This is a genomic window from Maribacter vaceletii (assembly GCF_003634105.1).
Lineage (GTDB): Bacteria > Bacteroidota > Bacteroidia > Flavobacteriales > Flavobacteriaceae > Maribacter_B > Maribacter_B vaceletii.
Map to the genome: position 1 here is coordinate 988,429 of NZ_RBIQ01000007.1, position 16,135 is coordinate 1,004,563.

The following is a 16,135-nucleotide window of genomic DNA, read 5'->3' on the forward strand; positions in this document are numbered from 1 at the left end:
CTTCTATTAATTCAATTTAATATCTCCTAATAAACCTTCAACTAATTTTAGTTGCTTGTCTTTATCAGATAACTGCTCTTTTATTACTTTCTCTGCAATTTCTACAGAAAGGCTACCAACTTGGTTTTTAATATCTGCCAATGCTGCTTTTTTCTCACTTTCAATAGCTGCTTGCGCTTGTTTAATAATTTTATCTCCTTCAGCCTGTGCTTGCTCTTTAGAATCCGAAATCATTTTTTCTTTAATTTCTCTAGCTTCTTTAAGCATAGTTTCTCTTTCTGCACGCGCTTCTTTTAATAACTTATCATTATCTGCTTGCAAGTTTTGCATTTCTTTTTTTGCATTCTCCGCTGCTAATAAAGCATCTTTAATCCCTTCTTCACGATCTTCTACCGCATTAAGAATAGGCTTCCATGCAAATTTTCTTAATAAAAGAAGTAAGCCAACGAATAATAAAAGTTGCCAAAAAAACAACCCAAATGAAAACTGTTCTATTAATTTATCCATGTTTGTAAACGTAAAAAAATTAAATTTAAAATGTTTAATTAACAACAGCTACAACCAACCGTTGTAACTGTTGTTTAAATGTTTTATGATGCGAATAACGCAGCAAAACCAATACCTTCAATAAGAGCGGCAGCAATTAACATTGCTGTTTGAATCTTACCAGAAGCTTCTGGTTGACGAGCGATAGCATCCATCGCTGATCCACCAATTTTACCAATACCTAAACCAGCACCGATAACGATTAAACCAGCTCCTACAATAGTTGGGATTTCCATAATATATATATTTAATTATTAAACATTCAATTTTTAATGGTCGTGGTGTTCCTCTACAGCAGAACCAAAATACAATGCCGATAACATTGTAAATATATAGGCTTGTAATGCTGCAACTAATAATTCTAGAAGTGAAAGGGCAAATGCCAAACCAAATGACAATGGACTCCCTATCCAGTTCTTGAAAATAAACATCATTCCCAAAATACTCATTAATACTACGTGACCTGCTGTAATGTTTGCATACAAACGAATCATTAATGAAAAAGGCTTAATTATAGTTCCTAATAACTCTATAGGAGCTAAAACCAATTTCATAAACACAGGTACATCTGGCATCCAAAAAATATGTTTCCAATAGTTTTTGTTTGCTGTAAACGTAGTAATTAAATAGGTAAGTAAAGCTAAAGCTAAAGTTACCGCTATATTGTTTGTTACGTTAACACCTAATGGCGTTAACCCTAATAAATTTATAATCCAGATAAAGAAAAATACAGTAAGTAAATAACTCATGTATCTTTTGTAGTGTTTTTTTCCAATATTCGGAATAGCAATATCATCTCTAATATAAAGCACTACTGGCTCTAACAAACGACCAATACCTTTTGGTAATGGATTGTTTTTATACGATTTTGCCATCCTTGTGAACATAAAGAACATAAGAATTGCCACTAGTAATATAAAAACCACATTTTTTGTAATAGAAAAATCCAATGGCTTTGTATTAGTTGCATGGTGGTGATCGTCGTAAGTGATAGTCCCTTCAGCATCCGTCTTTACAATTTTACCATGATTTAATGCATAATAATTACCATCAACCTCAGCAACAGATTCTCCATGATGAAATTTTGAAGAAGAGAAAACTTTTAAACCGTTATCCCATAAAATTACAGGAAGTGGAAATCCTACGTGCTCATTTTTTTCCTCATCTACAGTGTAAAGTGTAAAGTCATGAGAGTCTAACAAGTGGTGTCCTATAAATTCCTTTATTTCGGATTTAAGATCTTTTTCAGTTTCCTCTACTGGATGGCTATTTTCTTTAGCGAAAACATTAATACCAAGTAAAAGTGTAGCGACTAAAAATATCTTGAAATAAAATGGTCTTTGCATATCTTTAAGAATATCGGTCTCGAAAAATCCGTGCAAATGTACGCTTTTATATCAAAAACAAAAAGCATTTAAAAGTTTGTTTCTATTTTTATAAAAGAAAATTAAAATGCAAACTTTCTACAAATTATTTAACATTCTTGCTGCAAAAATAGTTTCTAGCGCTAAAGAAAGGAAGTAAGGAATAAAAAAAGCTGCAAATTCTACAGCTTGAATCTCCCCGTCTGCTTTATAAACAGGGTTAAAAATTATAAAAAAGAAAAGAAATTTAAGCATGCTCCCTCCTAGAAAAAAGAATCCTAACTGGGTTTTAAATTTATTTCTTGAAAAAAATAATAGAATAAAAATACTTATTGCTAGTAAAGAATTAACAAGATAGGATTCTACTATCATATTACTAAACAAACTTTTATTTAGTTGATTAAGAATAAATAAATGAATGCCAAACGTAATTACTATTATAGTAAAAAAAGTTATAAGAAAAGGGAAGAGTATTTTGTTTTTGGGCATTATTGCTTAATTCGCTTCAATTGTTTTAATACCAAATATAGCGCAATTGCAACTCCTATTATTGTACAAAATGCAGTAAACAATTTTTTTTCATTCTGGTAATGCACATCTAACCAAAGGCCTCCTTTGGCTGCTAAAAAAATAATAGCACCCATTTCTATTGCTATGCCAGAAAGGATGCCAAAATTCTTTAAATTTTTATTTTTTTTATGAGGCTTTTGCTGCTCCATTATTTGCATTGCTAACAGGTTGTTTACTAAAACCTCCTTTACCTTTCATAGTACAAGAAGCGTTAAAAGTTGCACCTGGCTCTACTGCTAATTTAGACACAGAAACAGTACCTTCTATTACTGCAGAGGCTTTTAAAGAAAGTAAATCGGATACTAAAAGTTCTCCATTAAAATTACCTTCTATATCTGCATTTACACATTCTACTTTTCCGTGGATATACCCACCTTTACCAATAACAACTTTACCAGAAGTGGTAACATTACCATCTAACTTACCATCTATCCTAAAATCTGCTTCCGATATTATATCTCCTTTTATTTTAGTGTTCTTTTCAATTCTGTTAGGCTGTCCTCCTACTTCGTTCATAGTTCTAGGTTTTTGTTTATCTGAAAACATTAATTTAGGGTTTTGGGGTTAAAAGAGACTTTTTATAATCTGTTAAATTCTTATGTACTTGTGTTACTTTATAGTTAGAAGATAAAATTACAAAATTCTCATTAGTAACTTTATAGTCCTTATTATTTTTTAGTAGCTCTGCATAACCTAAAGCAAATTCTTTAGATTTAAAACCATGCACTACTACAAACTGGTCTTCTAAGTTATAAATATCTTTAGAAATTACATTCTTATAACGTAAATCTTTTATAGATTTTTCCAAAAGTTCTTTTAAAACTAGGGCTGCATCGTTATTATTTCTTTTAAAAGGGAATACTACTTTCCAGTTTCCTGTTCCTGTAGCGCCTGTTTCTGAAGAGAATTCTTTTTCTTCTAACTTAGGTAAATGCTCTGCAATCATTTGCTCTGCCTTTTTTCCTTCAGGGTTATTAGGATAGGTAAGAGCAACATAATTTAAGGCTTCTTTAAAATTTACAAAACCTTGTAGTCTTCCAATAGCATTTGCTTTAAGCATTTCAAACTTTGGAACTATAGGATCTCCTGTAAACTTGCTAATATTTTCTTCTGCTCCTGTTATTACTTGTAAAAACTCTTGGTTTTGGTATTTTTTATACAATGCTGCATAGCGCACATCTGGGCTGTCTAAACTACCCTCCAATACTGCTTCTGGATTTAATAATATTTCTGCGTAACGAGAATCTCCATGATTGCTTATAATATTCTGTTTCATAGATTCTGCTAAAGAGCTACCTTCTTCTTCGTAAATCTTATACAAATTATATTTAGATGGTAATATTAATCTTTCTTCTGGATTAGATTTTAACACGCCCTCTAGTTTACCCGCAGCTAAAAGGTTTTCTTTAAATTTCTCTTTATAGATTAACCCTAATTGGTAGTTAGCAAAATTTCTTCCTGTTTTAAGACTATCTATTACAGAAACATCTGTTGGAATTTGTTTCATATAAAAATCTACCGAAAACTTTTCTTCTTCTGTTGGGTCTAAAGACGCGCTATTATTATTAGTAACAATATCCCCAGAATTGTCTTCTATAACTGTTGTGTTTTTATTACTCCAACGCCAATTATCTTCTAGTTTTCTTGTTCCCCATTTATTCTTAAAATCGTTCTTACCGTATCCTAAGCTAGTAATATTGTAAAAATAGAAATTGCCTTTATTTTCCTTACCTCCTTTACTTTCGCTAAAGGCTGCAAAACCATCTGTTAATTTTTGTTTTGCCTTTTTTTCTTCTTCTTCTTTGGCTTTCTTTAATTCTTCAATATAGTTACCATAATATGTTATTTGTTTGTCTTTAGGCATATCATAAACCGTAATAACACTATCTGCATAATGTACAACGTCTTCATATTTTATAACATCTTCTAAATTGTCTAACTTCTTTTTAGTTGCTCTATATTTTTTTGTATTCTCTGCTAGATTAGTAAGTACACTATCATAATAAGCACCAGCATTTTTATAGGAATTCTGGTCAAAATTATACTCTGCCAAGTTCTCATAATTTAAAGCATTAAGCTTTGGAGTATTTTGTGTTTTTCTTAGCGATTTATTAAAATATACAATTGCCAAACTATCGGATTCTGTTGCTAAGTAATATTCTGCTTTTTGACGATAAATTTTATCTAAAAAAGGTCTGTTTTCTCTATTCTCCTCTAACTTTGTAAGGTATTTTAAAAGTTCTTCTTCATTTTCTCCTGTTAATTCTATATTCTGAATTTTTTGAAGATGTGCATTTATCATATACACTCTTGGAGATTTTCTGTTTAAATCTATAATCTTATCAAAAGCATAGTTTGCACTGTCTTTATGACCTAGCTGATTGTATAATTGCCCTATAATATAGTAGTAACGTCCTTTTTCAGGGTTCTTTTTAGTATAGTGCGATGCTATTTTTAATTGCTGAATTGCAGTATCTGGTGCATTTAAGTTAATATACGCTTGTGCCAACATAGCACGAGCATCTGCATATTCTTGGTCTTTTAACTTATCATACTTCATTAAGTTTTTTAAGTTCTTAACCGCCAAATCATCATTTTCTAAACGAATATTTACTTTTTCTCTCCAAATACGAGCTTCACTAAGTTTGTCACTAGCTGGGTATTTTCTAAGTATGTAATTAAAAGCTTCTAGTGCAGGAATATAGCGCTCATCAAAATACCTTGCTTTTCCTAAAAGTAGAAAAGCCTCATCTGTTTGTGGATTACGCTCTACATTTTTAATATCCATACTATGTTTTTGTATGGCTTTTGTAGCTTTTTCTTCGGCAATAATAAAATTTGGATTATTATCTTCGGAGTCTAATTTTATTTCTCCACTTACCTCCATACGCTCAATTGGTAGTATTTCCCAATAATCGTCTTGGTAATTAGTGTTTAAAGTTTCTCTACCTTCCTCAAAAGCAATATTGCCATTGTATAGGGTATTATACTTAGTATTTAAGGCATGCCAATTTCTATTTAAAAAGGCATCTTTTTTAGTAGAACAAGAGTTAAACCCTAGTCCAATTAAAATTGTGGTAACTATAAATTTGTGTTGAAGCTTCAAAATTATCTGTATTCGTACCTAACTTAAACTAAAAAACAACCATATTATTATACCGTTGGTCGGTAAAATGCACTTTATTTTTGTGATTAATAGGCTTCTAAAAAAAGAAAGGACTAAACGCTTTTAAAAGTGCTTAGTCCTTAAATTTTAAAAAACAATTTATTACCCTAGAATAAAAACGTATTTATTGTGCATATTTTTGTGCAATTCCAGATACCTTCATACCCCAAGTTTGCCCAACCATCATTGCTTTTTGACTAATTAATAATTGTTTTACGCTCAACTTTTTACCTAAATCTGTGTGGTAAAAACTAATTAAAGAATCTATTTCTTCTTCTGTAAACTCTTCTGCATATAATGCTCCTAACTGATCATATATTTCTACTAAAGTGCCTTCTGCCTCTTTTTTATACGCTTCTTTTTTGTCTGCACCAACACCTGCGCCTATTTGCATTATAGCATCTTCAAAAGCTTTTCCTGCTCCTGTTAATTTTATAAGTTCTTCTGATTTTGTTTGTAAAGCTGATTTTTCTTGTGCTTGTACAGTTACTGCTAAAAATAAAATAAGACCTAATACTACTTTTTTCATGATTTGTGTTTAAAATTTATTTGTTAGTGCTAAAATTAAATTTTTGTTACAAGTTTTATATTATTTTAAAGGTAATTATACAAAATAATCATAATTTTTAGCTCTTCTACTTAAAGAAACTACTTGCTTTGCTTAATTTTGCATTCTTATTTAAATAGCAAAGCATGGCTCATTTTTATCCCCTTACAATAAAACATATAAAACATTTAACCCCTAGTTCTGTAGCAATAACCCTTAGTATTCCAAAGGAACATTTGCAAACGTTTCATTTTGAGCCTGGGCAATATATTACCATAAAAAAAGAAATAAAGGGAAAAGAATTGCGTAGAGCATATTCTATAAGTTCTTCTCCGAAAAGCGATTCTATTACTATTGGAGTTAAAAAAATAGATGGTGGTGGTTTTTCTGACTATGCTAACACCAAACTTAAAGAAGGGGATATTTTAGAGGTTATGGCACCAGAAGGGCGTTTTGTTTTTAATGCAACCTCTTCTGTGAAAAATATTGCTGCAATTGCTGCTGGTAGTGGTATTACTCCTATTATGAGTATTGCAAAAGCTGTTTTAGATAGTAATGCAGAAAGCAAATTTGTTTTGGTCTATGGAAACAAGTCTTATAAAGAGACTATGTTTTATACCGATTTAATGAAATTACAATTGGAGTACGCCAATCGCTTTTTTGTATATTTTACCAATAGCCAAACCAAAGAAGAAAATTCTCTTTTTGGTAGGATTGATGTTTCTACTATAAACTATGCACTAAAAAACAAACATAAAGATGTTACTTTTGATGGTTACTATCTTTGCGGACCAGAGGCATTAATTACTTTAGCTTCTGCCACTTTAGAAGAGAATGAAGTTCCTAAAGATAAAATACATTTTGAACTTTTTACCAGTACCGAAATTAAAGAAGAACTTCCTGTAACTGAAAGTGCAGACGGAAAAACACAAGTAACCGTTGTGGTTGATGATGAAGAATTTTCATTGTCTATGAATAAGAAAGAAATTGTTTTAGATGCTGTTCTTAAAGAAAATATTGATGCTCCTTACTCTTGCCAAGGCGGTGTTTGTAGTAGCTGTATTGCTCGTGTTACCGAAGGAAAAGCTACTATGGTAAAAAATCAGATTTTAACGGATGGCGAAATTGAAGAAGGATTAATACTTACTTGCCAAGCGCACCCAATAACCCCTACTTTAAAGGTAGATTTTGATGATGTCTAGATTCTAAATACGTTTCTATCTTTTTGCTGGCGTGTTCATAGCCTATTTCAAAAGCTTTTTGCATTCCTCGTTTATCTAAAACACCTATTTTTTCTAGGGCAATTGGCTCTATAACTATGTTACAGGATTTTAGTTTTTGTTTAGAAGAAGCATAAATCATTAAATTAGTTACTCTTGCAGCAAGTTTAACTGCATTTTTAAGTTCTTTCTTCTCTAAACTACTTATTACAGAGACATTGCTTCCTATGATAAAATTTGCTGCTTTTTGCACTGGCTCTATCGGAAAGTTGTTCATGATTCCGCCATCTGCATATAGAGTACCATTCATTTCTACAGGACTAAACACTGGTGGTAAAGCTGCAGAAGCTAATAAAGGTCGTATTAATTCTCCCGAAGAAAAATAAGTTTCCTCCCCTTTCTGTAAATTAGTGGCTACTAAAAACAATTTCTTTCCTAAAGCTTCAAAAGAATCTTCTGGAAAGTAGTTCTTAAAAAGGGTAATATATTTATCTGTATCTATAAAGCCTGCCTTGGCCATAGTTAAAAAGTTATATTTAAAGATTGGTGTTTCCTTAAAAAAATCTAACATTTCTTCTATACTATTTCCGTTTGCATACAATGCCCCTACTAAAGCACCTGCACTACTTCCAGAAATTGTAGTGGCATTAATATTATTCTCCTTCATAGCCTTAATTACACCTATGTGAGCAAGCCCACGAACGCCCCCTCCAGAAAGTACTAGGCCTACCGAATCTAAGTCTATTATTGTCTTTGCCATTTTACCATAATACTTGCCTAAAATTACCCTTTTTATACTAAAAAATCATTCTAAAATTCTAAATAAAACAAACCCTATAGTTTGTTTTGTTTCTATTATTTAAAGAAGTAATTTCAAAACAACTTTTTACCTAACAAACAACTCTCTTTACCGTATTCTAAGTAAATATATAAGTTTAAACCACTTTCTATTACAAACCATTTAGTCTTTTCTTTATTCTTAATTAAAAACACAAAAAAATAAAAGAAACAATACTTTGTAATGAAAAAAAGAAGCTATCGACCAATGTAAAAGCATCTTTTTTTGTGTAAGTTTACTTTAGAATTAAGGAAATGAAATTTAAAAGTTCAAAACAAACTGCCATTGTTTTTTTTGCGCAATCTTCTATCGAGGAAGTAAAGCACAAAAAAATAGCTAACGGTATTTCTTTATTTTCAGCCTTAACAAAAAAGACATTAGACACTATTTATAAGTCTAAGCTTCCATTTTTTCATTTTACAGAACAAGAACAAGTAGGTAATACTTTTGGAGAGCGATTTACGAATGCAATAAGTTCTGTGTATGATTTAGGTTACGAACGCGTTATTGCAATTGGCAATGATACCCCACAGTTAACAAAGCATCATTTATTAAAAGCTGCTCAAGAAATTTCTGAAAATAAAACCGTTCTAGGATTGTCTTTAGATGGTGGTTTTTACCTTATGGGTTTCCATAAAGCCCAATTTAATGCCCATTTATTTAAAAATTTATCTTGGCAAACAAATGCACTTAAAGAACAAGTTTTTACTTGGATAAAGGCAAATAAAATTAATGTCTTAAAACTAAATGCACTTAAAGATATTGATACCGAAAAAGATGTTTTTACAATATCTTCTTTATACATTCTAAGAAATTCTAGTTTTTACATTCTACTGCTTCAATTTGTTCAAGAAACCAAAAACATATTCTACTATATACAAAATATAGTTATTTCATCTACAAAAAGTGTCTTCTACAATAAAGGGTCGCCTTTTTTACAATTACAACACCCTTTTTTTAATTAAATAATTTTGCAGACATTTTTCCTGTCTGCTAATAATCATTCTTTATACCAATTAATGAAGTATACCATGCTTTTATTTGTCCTATTTGCTAGTGCATTAGGCCATTCACAACAAACCATTTCCGGAACTATTACAACTATTTTTGGAGACCCAATTTCTAATGTAAATATTACATTAGTAGGAACCTCAAAAGGAACTGCCTCAAATACTAAAGGGGCTTATGCTATAGATGTTCCAAACTTCCAGGGCGCATTACAATTTTCTGCCTTAGGGTATACCACGCAAGTAATACCAATACATTATAATGAAACCGTAAATGCAGTTTTAGAAGAATCTTCAGAACAATTAGAGGAGGTAGTTTTAACTGCTTTAGGCTTTAAAAGAGAAACTAAAGAACTAGGTTATGCCGTACAAAGCATAAATGCAAAAGGAGTAACCGAAGTAAAATCTGCCAATTTCTTAGATAATTTAAGTGGTAAACTAGCTGGTGTAACTATAAATCAAGGTGCAACTGGTGTTGGTTCTTCGTCTAAAATAACTATTAGAGGAGAAGCTTCCTTCTCTAACAACAATCCTCTTTTTGTGGTAGATGGGGTTCCTATTAATAACAACTCGGTTTTTAATTTTACTAATGAAGCTGCTGCTGGTTTTCAAGAAATAGATTTTGGAAACGGTGCCATGGAGGTAAATCCAGATGATATTGAAGAGGTTTCTGTATTAAAAGGCCCAAGTGCAGCTGCACTTTACGGTACCAGAGCATCTAACGGTGTTATATTAATACAAACAAAAAGTGGTGCAAAAAGCAAAGGTTTAGGTATAAGTTACAATACAAGTTTCTTTGTAGATTCTGCTTTTCGTTTACCTGACTTTCAAAATGAATACGGACAAGGTAATTCTGGACAATTTGCATATGTAGATGGTCTAGGTGGTGGAACAAACGATAATATTACCTACAGTTGGGGGCCAAGATTAGATGCAGGTAATCTAGTGCCTCAGTTTAATAGTCCTGTAACTCTAGCAAATGGTACGGTAGTACGTGGTGGTGATACTGCTCTTTACAATGGTTTGCCAATTACTGCTACACCTTTTACCTCTAACCCAGATAATCTTAAAGATTTTTATGAAACAGGAACAACAGCAATAAACAATTTAGCAATAGCTTCTAATTTTGATAAAGGAAATCTAAGACTCTCTTTTACCGATTTACGAAGTGAGTCTATTATTCCAGGTGTAAATTTGGATCGCCAAACCATAGCTGCTCGTTTAGGATTTCATCCAACAGAAAAGCTACATATAAATTCTTCTATTAGCTATGTAAATTCGCAAAGCGATAATAGACCCTCTAGTGGATATGGTTCCGAAAACGTAAATTATTCTTTAGTAGCATGGGGGCCTCGTTCTTTAAACATTAAGGATCTAAAAAACTATTGGCAACCTGGTTTAGAAGGCACACAACAATATTCTTTTAATTATACTTTTTTTGACAACCCTTATTTTATCTTAAATGAAAATACTAACTCTTTTAATAGAGATAGGGTATTTGGAAACCTTTCAGCAAAATATGATATAACAGATAATTTAAGTGCAACCATCCGTACAGGAATGGATTATTCTAGTGAGCTAAGACAGCTTAAACGTGCCTATAGTTCTAACCGATTTAGAAACGGAGCATATGCCGAACATGATGTATTCTTTAGAGAAATAAATACCGATTTTTTACTGAATTATAAAAATAATTTTGGTGATTTTAAGGTCGATATATCTTTAGGTGCCAATAGAATAAACCAAAAAGCGGTAACTAACCAATCGCAAACCACGAGTTTAGCACAACCAGGAATTTTTAAATTATCTAATGCGGCATCACCAATTGAAGTATTTGAGTTTGCATCCAAAAAAAGAATTAATAGCATCTATGGCCTTGCAAAGTTTGGCTATAAAAATTACTTATTTTTAGATGTTACAGGAAGGAACGATTGGTCCAGTGCTCTTGCAACACCATTTTCAGTAGATAATACATCTCTCTTTTATCCTTCGGTATCTTCAAGTTTTATAGTATCTGAAGTAGTAAATCTACCGCAAGAAATCTCTTTTGCAAAATTAAGAGCTAGTTGGGCACAAGTTGGTAATGATACCAACCCTTACCAAACTACAGGAGCTTTTGTAGCACAAACTCCTTTTAATGGTCAGCCAACTTTTAGTGACCAAAATACTATTGCAAATGCAAACCTAAAACCTGAACAAACATCATCGTTTGAAATTGGTGCCGATATTCGTTTTTTTAAAGACCGATTAAGTTTTGATATATCCTATTACAATGCGGTCACTAAAGACCAAATTATTTCTTTACCTATTGGTATATCTTCGGGCTTTACACAACAGGTAGTTAATGGTGGAGAAGTGCGCTCTAAAGGGGTAGAGATTATTCTTAATGCTACTCCTGTTCATACTACGGATTTTAGTTGGAATACTACTTTTAATTTTAGTAGAAACAGAGCAACTGTAGAAAGTTTGCCGCAAGACGGAGGCCTATTAACATTGGCTTATTCAAGAATATACGATAGTCAAAACCAAACGGTATTTTTACAAGCAGAAGAAGGAGGCCGTATAGGGGATTTGTATGGTACGGGCTATCTAAAAAATGAAAACGGCGATTTTGTTCTTACCAATGAAGGTCGCTACATACCAGATAATAATTTACAAAAACTAGGAAATTATAATCCCGATTTTATCTTAGGGTTTAATAATCAATTCTCTTATAAAAAATGGGATTTAGGGTTTTTGTTCGATTGGAGACAAGGCGGAATTATAGTTTCTAGAACAAGAGCTTTAGGAAATGTTGGTGGTCAATTAGCAGAAACTGCTTTTAGACCAGAAGAAGGTATTATTGCTCAAGGTGTTGTTAATGTTGGTACAATAGATAATCCTGTTTATGAACCCAACACTACAGCAGTAACCGCAGAAAGTTATTATCGTCAATTTTATGACCGTAACCATGAAGAAAACAATACTTACGATGCTTCCTTTTTAAAACTACGCCAAGTTTCCCTTGGGTACACTTTTGATAATTTAAAAGTATTTAAAAACGACGCTACTTTACGTGTTTCTTTAATCGGAAAAAACCTTTTTGCAATAACAGAAAATCCACACTTTGACCCTGAACAATTAGCTGTTCAAGGACAAGGTTTTATTAGCGGTATAGAAGACATGTCTTACGCTACCACTAGAAGCTTTGGAATAAAAGCCGGATTTAATTTTTAAGATATTACCAATGATATATAAAAAATATAAAGTACTAATAACACTTTGCATTATTGCAACAGTATTTTCTTGTACTAAAGACTTTAAAGAAATAAATACAAATCCTAATGCTCCCGTTAGTGTACAACCTAGTTTACTTTTAAGGCAGGTTATCTACGATTATGGAGAACAAATGTCCTATGAAGGTTTTACCGCAGGTAATTTATTAGGACAATATACTACAGCATTAGATTTTAATCTTTTTGATCGCCACGATTTAAAATCACCACAACTTGGTGGCAATCCTTGGCCAATATTATATACTAATCTTAGAGACAATGAACAAATACTAACACTTGCTTTAGAGAACGAAACCCTTGCGGTTTATGAAGGTCCTTCTAGAATACTAAAAGCGTATATGGCAGGCGCACTTACCGATATTTTTGGGGATGTACCCTATTCCGAAGCTTTTAAAGGAAAAGACATTACAGTAACTCCTACTTATGATACACAAGAATCTATTTACTTAGAAGAAGGTGGTATACTAGATAATTTAGAAAAAGGAATTACTGCTATAGAGAGCTATAATGGTTCTATAACTTTAGAAGGTGATATTCTTTTTAATGGCAATTTAGATGCTTGGGTACGTTTTGCAAAATCGTTACAATTAAAATTTTTAATGCGTATTTCAGGCAAAGAAAATGTTGCAACACAAATTCAAGCCCTATATACCGAAAATAATTTCATTGCAAATAACACTCAAAATGCTACGTTCGATTTTACAGATGGAGAACCAAACAATTTTAGGTTAGCAAGATTACGAATTGGAGATTTTAACAACTTTGTTTTATCAGAAACAATGGATGAAATTTTAACCAATCTAAACGACCCAAGATTAGAAACTTTATTTAGACCCTTTAGCAATAGTACTACAGGAGAATATAATGGTTTACTAAATGGTATTGATGCCTCACAAACCTCCATTGCATTAGCAGATTATTCTTTAACAGGAACTATTTTTAGAGAAAATCCTGGTGTTTTAGATGCTAATTTTATGACTAGTTGGGAAACCAAGTTTTTACTTGCAGAAGCTGCAGAAAAATTACTAATCTCTGCAAATGCACAAACCTTATATGAACAAGCTGTAGAAGAATCTTTTGCATATTGGGGTACAACATTACCCGTAAATTACCTTACCACAGTTGCTGCGTATGGGCAGAACGGACAAAATCCTATAGAGCAAATTTGCACTCAAAAATGGATTGCTACTATGATAAATGGTTACGAAGGATGGATAGAATATAGAAGAACTGGTTACCCAAACCTTAAACCAATATCTGCTAGTTTAAATAACAACCTTCTTCCTGTTCGTATGCCATACCCTGCAGAGGAAGAAGCATTAAATAGTAGTAATTATAATATCGCTGAAGAAAATACAGATGGTAATAATATAAACGTAAAAGTTTGGTGGGACCAAGATTAAAATAAAAAACTGATGGATATAAAAATTTGGCAATGGGCATTAGTAATAACATCTAGTTTGGTGTTGTTTTTCTTGTCTCCATTGGCTAAAAATACCAATCAGTTTTTTATGGCTAAGCAACGTAAAAAAACGCCTAATACCTTTATGCTAATGGGTAGTTTGGTAATCTCTTGGATATTTGCCAAGAGTATTACTAATGCTGCAAATTTAGGCTTAGCTTTTGGTTTAGTAGGTGGCGTTGCATATGCTGCATATTACGTGTCTTTTGCTGTAGCCGGCATTATAATTTATAAGATGCGAACTAAGGGTAATTACATAAGCATTCATCAATTTTTAACCACAAAATTTGGTAAAAGTGCCGTTGCGGTTTTCTCTATATTAATAGCTTTTCGTTTGTTTAATGAAGTTTGGAGTAATACCATGGTAATTGGCTCCTATTTTGGAGATCCAGATAGCACTGCATATTACTGGTCTATTTTAGTTTTTACAGTGCTTACTCTATCCTATGTATTAAAAGGCGGAATGAGTAGTTCCATTTTTACAGATGTAATTCAAATGGGGTTTTTCTCTATATTATTACTTGTTATTCTTGGTGCTATTTTTAGTTCAGATGCAAATTTTACAACTTCCAAAGTAATAACCTCTGGCACTTGGTCTTTTGATATGGGATTAAACTTATTATTTGCAGCATTATTACAATCTTTAAGTTATCCTTTTCATGACCCTGTTCTTACAGACAGAGGATTTATTAGCAGCCCAAAAATTACTCTAAAAAGCTTTTTATGGGCATCTTTTATTGGCGCTATTTGTATTATACTATTTAGTGTAATTGGAATTTATGCACAGTCTTCTGGGTTGCAAGGGCAGGCTGCCGTGGAAGTTGGTAAGGCTTTTGGAGTTGTTATTTTATTAGTAATTAATTTTATTATGATAACCTCAGCGGCATCTACTTTAGATTCTACATTTTCTTCTTTTTCTAAATTACTAGCTATAGATTTAAATTTAGGAAATACCCTAAAATTTGGCAGATTATCTATGATTGTAATAGCAGTTATAGGAACTATTCCTGTTTTCTTAAATGCCGAAATATTATCTGCAACAACCATTAGTGGCACTATGGTAATTGGGTTAACACCAATATTTATTTTTTGGCATAAAAAAGCAGATATACTAAGTTTTCATTTAAGTGTTTTTACAGGAATTATTTTCGGTTTTTTATTAATTTTTAAAATATTCCCACAACAATTAATTTTTACAACTGGCAAGTATGCCGATTTGCTTTGGGTTAATTTCTGGGGTATTATTTGTTGTCTAATCTTATATTTTATACCTACATGGATAAAAAAGTAATACATCTTGGAGAACGCAAAGGAAAAATACTAGTTTTTGGTGGCGTTTATAGCAATTTACAAGCTTTGCAAGCACTAAAATATGTGTCTGAAGAAGAAGGTATTGTTCCTGAAAATTGTATTTGTACTGGAGATATTATTGGATACTGCTCCCAACCTGAAGAAACGGTTAAATTGTTTAGGGATTGGAACGCATTAAGTATTCTAGGAAATGTAGAATTACAATTAGTGGAAGGAGCCGAAGATTGCGGCTGCGATTTTACGCAAGGTAGTAGATGTGATAATTTTTCTAAATTATGGTACCCTTATGCGCAAAGTAAACTATCTGCCAATTCCATAGAATGGATGGGAACTTTACCCCATCATATTTCTTTTACTTATGGAACTAAAAAAGTTAGTTTAGTACATGGTTCCTATACTAATATATCCGAATTTATTTTTGAGTCTACCTCAGAAAAAATAAAAGAAGAAAGCTTAAAGAACTTAAATTCTGATGTTATTCTTGCAGGACATTGCGGTCTACCTTTTCATTCTATTATAAAAGAAAAATTATGGCTAAACCCAGGTGTAATAGGCATGCCAGCCAATGATGGCACTTCTAGAGTTTGGTACATGATTTTAGAAAATATAGAAGGAAACATAAAGTATACTCATAGGTATTTAAATTACAATTACGAAAAAGCTTCCTCCTTAATGGAAGAAAATAATTTACCCATAGAATATACCAAAACCTTAGTTTCTGGTATATGGGATAACATGGAAATATTACCCGAAATAGAAAAGAAATTACAAGGAATACCTTATGATTTTGAAACATTTATTAAAGAACATCAAACTATAAAAAAATAAA

At 32.0% G+C, this 16,135-nt stretch carries 15 protein-coding genes; 6 read left to right on the top strand and 9 right to left on the bottom strand.

Going from position 1 to position 16,135, the window contains the following annotated elements; genetic code table 11:
* Positions 1 to 6: 6 nt before the first annotated feature.
* From CLV91_RS04050 to CLV91_RS04085, 8 genes are all read right to left on the bottom strand, one after another.
* Positions 7 to 507 carry a F0F1 ATP synthase subunit B gene (locus CLV91_RS04050; RefSeq protein WP_121064230.1) on the bottom strand — a complete coding sequence of 167 codons (501 nt, stop codon included), beginning with the start codon at positions 505 to 507 and terminating at the stop codon, positions 7 to 9.
* 83 nt (positions 508 to 590) lie between these two features.
* Positions 591 to 782: an ATP synthase F0 subunit C gene (gene atpE, locus CLV91_RS04055; protein WP_031446173.1), complete on the bottom strand. Its 192-nt coding sequence runs from the start codon at positions 780 to 782 to the stop codon at positions 591 to 593.
* Between the two features lie 33 nt (positions 783 to 815).
* Positions 816 to 1,892: a F0F1 ATP synthase subunit A gene (gene atpB / locus CLV91_RS04060; RefSeq protein WP_121064232.1), complete on the bottom strand. Its 1,077-nt coding sequence runs from the start codon at positions 1,890 to 1,892 to the stop codon at positions 816 to 818.
* Between the two features lie 117 nt (positions 1,893 to 2,009).
* Positions 2,010 to 2,399 carry a DUF6168 family protein gene (locus CLV91_RS04065; protein WP_121064234.1) on the bottom strand — a complete coding sequence of 130 codons (390 nt, stop codon included), beginning with the start codon at positions 2,397 to 2,399 and terminating at the stop codon, positions 2,010 to 2,012.
* The gene (locus CLV91_RS04070; protein WP_121064236.1) at positions 2,399 to 2,629 is read right to left on the bottom strand and encodes an AtpZ/AtpI family protein; all 231 of its coding nucleotides are present in this window, start codon (positions 2,627 to 2,629) and stop codon (positions 2,399 to 2,401) included. Before CLV91_RS04070 ends, CLV91_RS04065 begins: the two co-directional genes overlap by 1 nt.
* Positions 2,607 to 3,026: a bactofilin family protein gene (locus CLV91_RS04075; protein WP_121064238.1), complete on the bottom strand. Its 420-nt coding sequence runs from the start codon at positions 3,024 to 3,026 to the stop codon at positions 2,607 to 2,609. Before CLV91_RS04075 ends, CLV91_RS04070 begins: the two co-directional genes overlap by 23 nt.
* Positions 3,027 to 3,030: 4 nt before the next feature.
* On the bottom strand, positions 3,031 to 5,586 hold the full coding sequence (gene porW / locus CLV91_RS04080; protein WP_121064240.1) for a type IX secretion system periplasmic lipoprotein PorW/SprE: 2,556 nt from the start codon (positions 5,584 to 5,586) through the stop codon (positions 3,031 to 3,033).
* 184 nt (positions 5,587 to 5,770) lie between these two features.
* Positions 5,771 to 6,175 carry a DUF2059 domain-containing protein gene (locus CLV91_RS04085; protein WP_121064242.1) on the bottom strand — a complete coding sequence of 135 codons (405 nt, stop codon included), beginning with the start codon at positions 6,173 to 6,175 and terminating at the stop codon, positions 5,771 to 5,773.
* Between the two features lie 164 nt (positions 6,176 to 6,339).
* On the opposite strand from CLV91_RS04085, the gene CLV91_RS04090 reads away from it, so the two are divergent.
* On the top strand, positions 6,340 to 7,395 hold the full coding sequence (locus tag CLV91_RS04090) for a ferredoxin--NADP reductase (RefSeq protein WP_121064244.1): 1,056 nt from the start codon (positions 6,340 to 6,342) through the stop codon (positions 7,393 to 7,395).
* On the opposite strand, the gene CLV91_RS04095 is transcribed toward CLV91_RS04090, so the two are convergent.
* Entirely contained in the window at positions 7,364 to 8,173 is an 810-nt protein-coding gene (locus CLV91_RS04095; RefSeq protein WP_121064246.1) for a patatin-like phospholipase family protein, read from the bottom strand. The two genes, CLV91_RS04090 and CLV91_RS04095, sit on opposite strands and share 32 nt — an antisense overlap.
* A gap of 332 nt (positions 8,174 to 8,505) precedes the next feature.
* Between CLV91_RS04095 and CLV91_RS04100 the strand changes: the two genes are divergently transcribed.
* From CLV91_RS04100 to CLV91_RS04120, 5 genes are read left to right on the top strand one after another with little or no spacing between them, the layout of a single operon-like run.
* Positions 8,506 to 9,216, top strand: a complete 711-nt coding sequence (locus CLV91_RS04100; RefSeq protein ID WP_121064248.1) for a TIGR04282 family arsenosugar biosynthesis glycosyltransferase — start codon at positions 8,506 to 8,508, stop codon at positions 9,214 to 9,216.
* Positions 9,217 to 9,270: 54 nt separating this feature from the next.
* Positions 9,271 to 12,474, top strand: a complete 3,204-nt coding sequence (locus CLV91_RS04105; RefSeq protein ID WP_121064251.1) for a SusC/RagA family TonB-linked outer membrane protein — start codon at positions 9,271 to 9,273, stop codon at positions 12,472 to 12,474.
* A gap of 10 nt (positions 12,475 to 12,484) precedes the next feature.
* Positions 12,485 to 13,936 (top strand): SusD/RagB family nutrient-binding outer membrane lipoprotein, encoded by a 1,452-nt coding sequence (locus CLV91_RS04110; RefSeq protein ID WP_121064253.1) that lies wholly within the window; start codon positions 12,485 to 12,487, stop codon positions 13,934 to 13,936.
* A 12-nt stretch (positions 13,937 to 13,948) separates the two neighbouring features.
* The gene (locus CLV91_RS04115) at positions 13,949 to 15,286 is read left to right on the top strand and encodes an SLC5/6 family protein (RefSeq protein ID WP_121064255.1); all 1,338 of its coding nucleotides are present in this window, start codon (positions 13,949 to 13,951) and stop codon (positions 15,284 to 15,286) included.
* Complete coding sequence (locus CLV91_RS04120; protein ID WP_121064257.1) at positions 15,271 to 16,134, top strand: metallophosphoesterase family protein; 864 nt, start codon at positions 15,271 to 15,273, stop codon at positions 16,132 to 16,134. Before CLV91_RS04115 ends, CLV91_RS04120 begins: the two co-directional genes overlap by 16 nt.
* The last annotated feature ends 1 nt before the right edge of the window (position 16,135 follow it).